This window comes from Synechococcus sp. Cruz CV12-2-Slac-r (assembly GCF_024346075.1).
In the GTDB taxonomy this organism is placed as follows: domain Bacteria; phylum Cyanobacteriota; class Cyanobacteriia; order PCC-6307; family Cyanobiaceae; genus Synechococcus_D.
On the sequence record NZ_JAGQEK010000130.1, the window covers coordinates 1 to 4,451 of the forward strand.

General features: G+C 49.6%; 5 protein-coding genes and 2 pseudogenes. 4 read left to right on the forward strand and 3 right to left on the reverse strand.

Annotated features, from left to right (window positions below):
* A pseudogene (locus tag KB557_RS09170) lies at positions 1-262 on the reverse strand (hypothetical protein); the annotation flags it as partial.
* Between the two features lie 509 nt (positions 263-771).
* The gene (locus KB557_RS09175) at positions 772-1,560 is read right to left on the reverse strand and encodes a carbamoyl-phosphate synthase (RefSeq protein WP_255133502.1); all 789 of its coding nucleotides are present in this window, start codon (positions 1,558-1,560) and stop codon (positions 772-774) included.
* 248 nt (positions 1,561-1,808) lie between these two features.
* Here KB557_RS09175 and KB557_RS09180 point away from each other — a divergent pair, with 248 nt between their 5' ends.
* The 4 genes from KB557_RS09180 (at position 1,809) to KB557_RS09195 (ending at position 3,987) form a co-directional block, all read left to right on the forward strand.
* A complete protein-coding gene (locus KB557_RS09180) occupies positions 1,809-2,039 on the forward strand; it encodes a hypothetical protein (RefSeq protein ID WP_255124717.1) in 231 nt (76 codons plus the stop codon).
* On the forward strand, positions 2,036-2,440 hold the full coding sequence (locus KB557_RS09185; protein WP_255133479.1) for a PIN domain-containing protein: 405 nt from the start codon (positions 2,036-2,038) through the stop codon (positions 2,438-2,440). The genes KB557_RS09180 and KB557_RS09185 overlap by 4 nt, the downstream gene beginning before the upstream one ends.
* A 243-nt stretch (positions 2,441-2,683) precedes the next feature.
* Positions 2,684-3,229, forward strand: a complete 546-nt coding sequence (locus tag KB557_RS09190) for a hypothetical protein (RefSeq protein WP_255133481.1) — start codon at positions 2,684-2,686, stop codon at positions 3,227-3,229.
* Positions 3,226-3,987 (forward strand): hypothetical protein, encoded by a 762-nt coding sequence (locus KB557_RS09195; protein WP_255133482.1) that lies wholly within the window; start codon positions 3,226-3,228, stop codon positions 3,985-3,987. The genes KB557_RS09190 and KB557_RS09195 overlap by 4 nt, the downstream gene beginning before the upstream one ends.
* A gap of 51 nt (positions 3,988-4,038) precedes the next feature.
* On the opposite strand, the pseudogene KB557_RS09200 reads toward KB557_RS09195, so the two are convergent.
* Positions 4,039-4,434 (reverse strand): annotated as a pseudogene (locus KB557_RS09200) (carbamoyl-phosphate synthase); the annotation flags it as partial.
* Between the last annotated feature and the right edge of the window lie 17 nt (positions 4,435-4,451).

The window sequence follows — 4,451 nt, forward strand, 5'->3', positions numbered from 1 at the left end:
TGCAGCTCAGCTGCTGCTCCAGCACATCGAGATCAGCAGCGTTAGGTGGTTCGATAATGGCAAGAAGAGCACGATCAAGCCGGGCAGAGGCTTCCGGCTGATGGAGCCAGAGTTCAGAATCTGGAATGGTTTGAGCGGTTTTGATCACCCACACGCCAGGTTCGATGCTGTCGATCAGCACGGTGCGCCCCGCATATTCCTTACCCAAGGAGATCTGGCCGCTCAAGCCAACCTGCTTTGCCACAAGGCGTGACGTGTTCATGCTAGTAAAGCTTTCATGCCAGCTTAGCGAAACTTGTGAGCCTCCCCCGTTTTCAAGTGCAATTATCACAACGAATACCCCAACCAGGCGTTAGTTCTGGATTGCTGAGGCGTGCCAAGTTTGAGAGTGATTCCCTGCGCCTGCATAGATGCTTTTAATCCCAATGCGCTTCTTTAGCAATACAAGCAAAAGCTGACGGTATTTCGCTGCCGATCTATCGCCATCACGCCAAGTGAGATTTAGAAGAGCAAATGGCATCCGTGATGGCGATAGAGGGCGACTTGTTTGGTAGTTAAGTTGAGGGAATAAATGTATCGGTGGGGGGAATAAATATCAATATTAGTTTTGCTGCGGGTGGAAATGAAGATGGGAGATGTTGCCAGGTATCGGAAGTGCTTTTTAGGTACTTTGTGAGTTATTGAAGAATTAAAAAGCCCTTGTGGTGGCAGGGGCTTTGAGTGGTAGGGTGATTCCATTCATGATGGTTTATATACACCTCTGGATTCTATTCATGTCTGGCATCCAAATGGTTTGGTGCAGTTCGGTGTAAGAAAAACCTTGTCGTGGACCCTCACATCCCTATGTTTCACGCTTTCTGTGAGAGCTTGGATAACAGGAGTTTTCCATTCTTTCTTGGCAGACGGTGCACCGTAACCATTAGAGCCAAAGCGATATTTAAGATCTGCTGAGAAACGTGTTTCAAATGCTTGGTCATAGGAAAGATTAACGCCAGCAGTTAAGCCATTGCTGATGTCATAAGAAAGTCTACCGAGCACACCAGAACCATCAGCAGTACCAAGATCACCCTGTTGGTAGTAATAACCAACGGATGCTTTAAAATCTGGAGTGATGCTGTAGCCAACATCAAGGCCATAGGTATCTAAAGCACCGCCATTGTAATTACTATTTAAAAAGCGATAACCCAGTCTTGATGAGGTGGAAATGGTGGTGCCAGCAACTGTTGTATTAATAATGCTGCTGTAGTTGTTGTAATCAGCAAAATTAGCGTTTGCTTGAGCGTCTAAGAAAAATACGCTGTTATCACCAACAACTAAAGGTAAGAAACCACCAATACCCGCTTGATTAGGAGTGCCAGCTCCTTGTAGTGCGCCTTGAAAACCAAAATTAGGTTGAATGGCATCTTTAATGGAAATGCTCATCACACCAAGGTCTACTGCTGTGCCCTGGGTGGTTTTGGCTTCTTGCGCTGTTGCTGATCCAATACCAAAAGGTATTGATGCGAATGCAAATGAGCTGCTCCCTACTAGGGAAACGCTAAAGCTGAAAATCTTGTTAATACTTTGAATCTTATTAATAACTTCATGTTATTGTCTATAGACCATTGTCTATAGACAATATACATAACTACCAATTAGGAGGGCGATAGGTATCGCACGTGTCACTTTGGTGTGCGTCCATATATTTTCCCCTCAATCCTTCGTCTACCGCCCCTGCCGAGCTGGTTGCTGGTGGGATTTGAGTGCTCAACACTTTCGACGATAAGTTGCGTGCTTTGCTAGAAATGCGACTTTCGCAGACCTAAATTATGAAAGTAACTGTTGAGCTTTCAGAAAATGAGATGGCTGAAATTCTTGATTTCACTGGTGAGAGTAAGAAGGGTCCTGCAATTCGCCGCCTGATGGAACAAGCTTTGCAGCAGCTACATCGCGCCCAGATCGCTCAACGCTTCATTAGCGGCGAGTGGGGGGTGGAGTTGGAGGGCTTTGAAAACGACCGGGATTGCGACCGACAGCGAGCACAGGAGCTAGCCGAATGATCATGCTGCTGGACTCCAGCCTCTGGGTTGACTTCACCCGTGCTCGTAGCCCGCTCCCTCTCAAGAAGTTCATCGCCCCCTTTGTGCTTAATCCCCAGGCCCACCTGGCTGAACCAGTGCGTTTTGAGTTGTTGCGATCAGCCCGGCCAGATGAGATTCGTCAGCTAGAGGCCCAATTCGCAACTTTGCCTAAACTCACCACCCCAGCGGATTTGTGGCAGCAGGCGATCGACTTAGGCCAAGCCTGTCGCCAGATCGGCCGCACTGTGTTCAGCATCGATCTGCTGGTTGCTGCTGTGGCCCTGCATCACAACGCTCTTCTTGTGAGCTTTGACACCGACTTCGAGGCCATCGCCTCGGTAAGTGAACTGCGCCTGCAGCGCCTGGATCGCCCTGTTTAATTCCTTGTAAATTTATAGCCGCTGCGGCTGATCGCATTTGGATCGGCTGCCCATGGGAACCTTTCAGTCGCCAACGATTTCGACCTTTTAGTGGTGGAACCTTAGGTAGAAAGCCGTTACAGCGAGATGCTGCGGCTGCAGACCGGCTCAGCTGTTGTTGCGCATGGCCGCCCAAGACATGGCGGACAAACTGAATTAACACTATATTCGCTATCTGCGAATGCCGAATGGCTTGTTTAAACTGTGCCTCGTTCGCCCTCCAATCCCCAGCTTGTTCTGCGTCCGCAGGATTTGGTGGTGTTGCTGCGCTTGGCCCTGGATCCAGGCCACCCACCTAGCTATGCGGCCCTCGGCGCCGAACTTGCCATTACTGCATCGGAGATCCATGCGGCGGTAGAGCGTGTCGTGGCCGCCAAGCTTGCTTCTAAGCGTCACGATGGCAGACCATCAGTTGTGCTTGCTGCATTGAGCGCTTTCGTTCAACACGGTGCCCGCTATTGCTTCCCTGCAACGCAGGGCGGCTTCAGCCGCGGTGTTCCCACAGGCTATGCCGCCTTACCCCTCAGCGAGCGGATCTTGCCGGGCAACGACCCACCACCGGTATGGCCGTGTAAAAAAGGTACGTCCCGTGGCATTGCCTTCTATCCGCTATATCCAAGTGTTCCCGACGCGGTAGAGCGCAACCCAGCCTTGGGGGAACTGCTTGCATTGTTTGATTCGTTGCGTGGAGGTAACGCCCGTGAACAAGCCCTGGCTATGGCCTTACTGGAGGAGCGGTTGCAGCCATGAATCTCAATGATCCCAATGTCTCCCTACTGGAGCGAGCAGCGGAACAGTTGGGCGATACGTTGCTAGGGCAACTGGTGTTTGTTGGTGGCGCCGTAGCTGGTTTGTTGATATCGGACCCTGCGATGCCAGACATCAGGCCCACCCAGGATGTTGATGTGATCTGCCAAGTGATTAGCAGGGCTGACTATCACCAGCTCGGGATGCAACTGAGACAAAGGGGATTTCAGGAGGACAATCGACCAGGGGCACCACTCTGCAGGTGGTACATAGAAGACCTCATTCTCGATCTGATGCCAACCCAGGGCAATATTCTGGGTTTTTCCAATCGCTGGTATCCCTTGGCCTTGGAGACCGGCCAACTTCAGGGGTTGCCGAGCGGCCGCTCGATTCGAATCGTTACAGCACCGATCTTCATTGCCACCAAGCTTGAGGCTTTTCGAGGACGTGGCAATGGAAATTATCTTTTTAGCCACGATCTGGAAGACCTAATGGCCGTGATCGATGGTCGCTCATCGTTAATTGAGGAATGCAGACTGAGCCCACTTGAATTGCAAATCGACCTTGCGGCACAGTTTCAAGATCTGTTGAATACTTCCGCTTTCCTTGAGGCACTGCCAGCCTTCCTCTCACCAGATCAAGCCAGCCAGCAACGCTTGCCGCATTTGCTGGAGACGCTGCAAGCGATCACCGCTCTTGCTAAATCCCAGCAAACCACCAGGGGCATTGTCAAAACAAAGATATTGCTTGATAACAAGTAATAACAATAGTCCCTTCAGTCAAGCATTTTCTCTCTCAAGCATTTCCCCAATTTAAAAACCACAATCACCCGCATCTTCTTGACAAAACCAATTAGCGTGTACCCGCACATCCCTATGTTTAACGTTTTCTGTGAGTGCTTGGATAACAGGTGTCTGCCAAGCTTTCTTCTTGCTTGGTGCTCCATAGCCATTAGAGCCAAAGCGATATTTAAGATCTGCTGAAAAACGTATTTAAAATGTTTGGTCGTAGGAGAGATTAAGGCCAGCAGTTAAGCCATTGCTGATGTTGTAAAAAACCCTGCCGAGCACACCAGAGCTATCAGCAGCACCAAGATCACCCTGTTGATAGTAATAACCAACTGATGCTTTGAAATCTGGAGTTATGGCATAGCCAACATCTAAACCGTAGGTATCTAGTGAACCACCAAAGTATTTGTTATTTAAGCGATATTAATTAGTGCCAA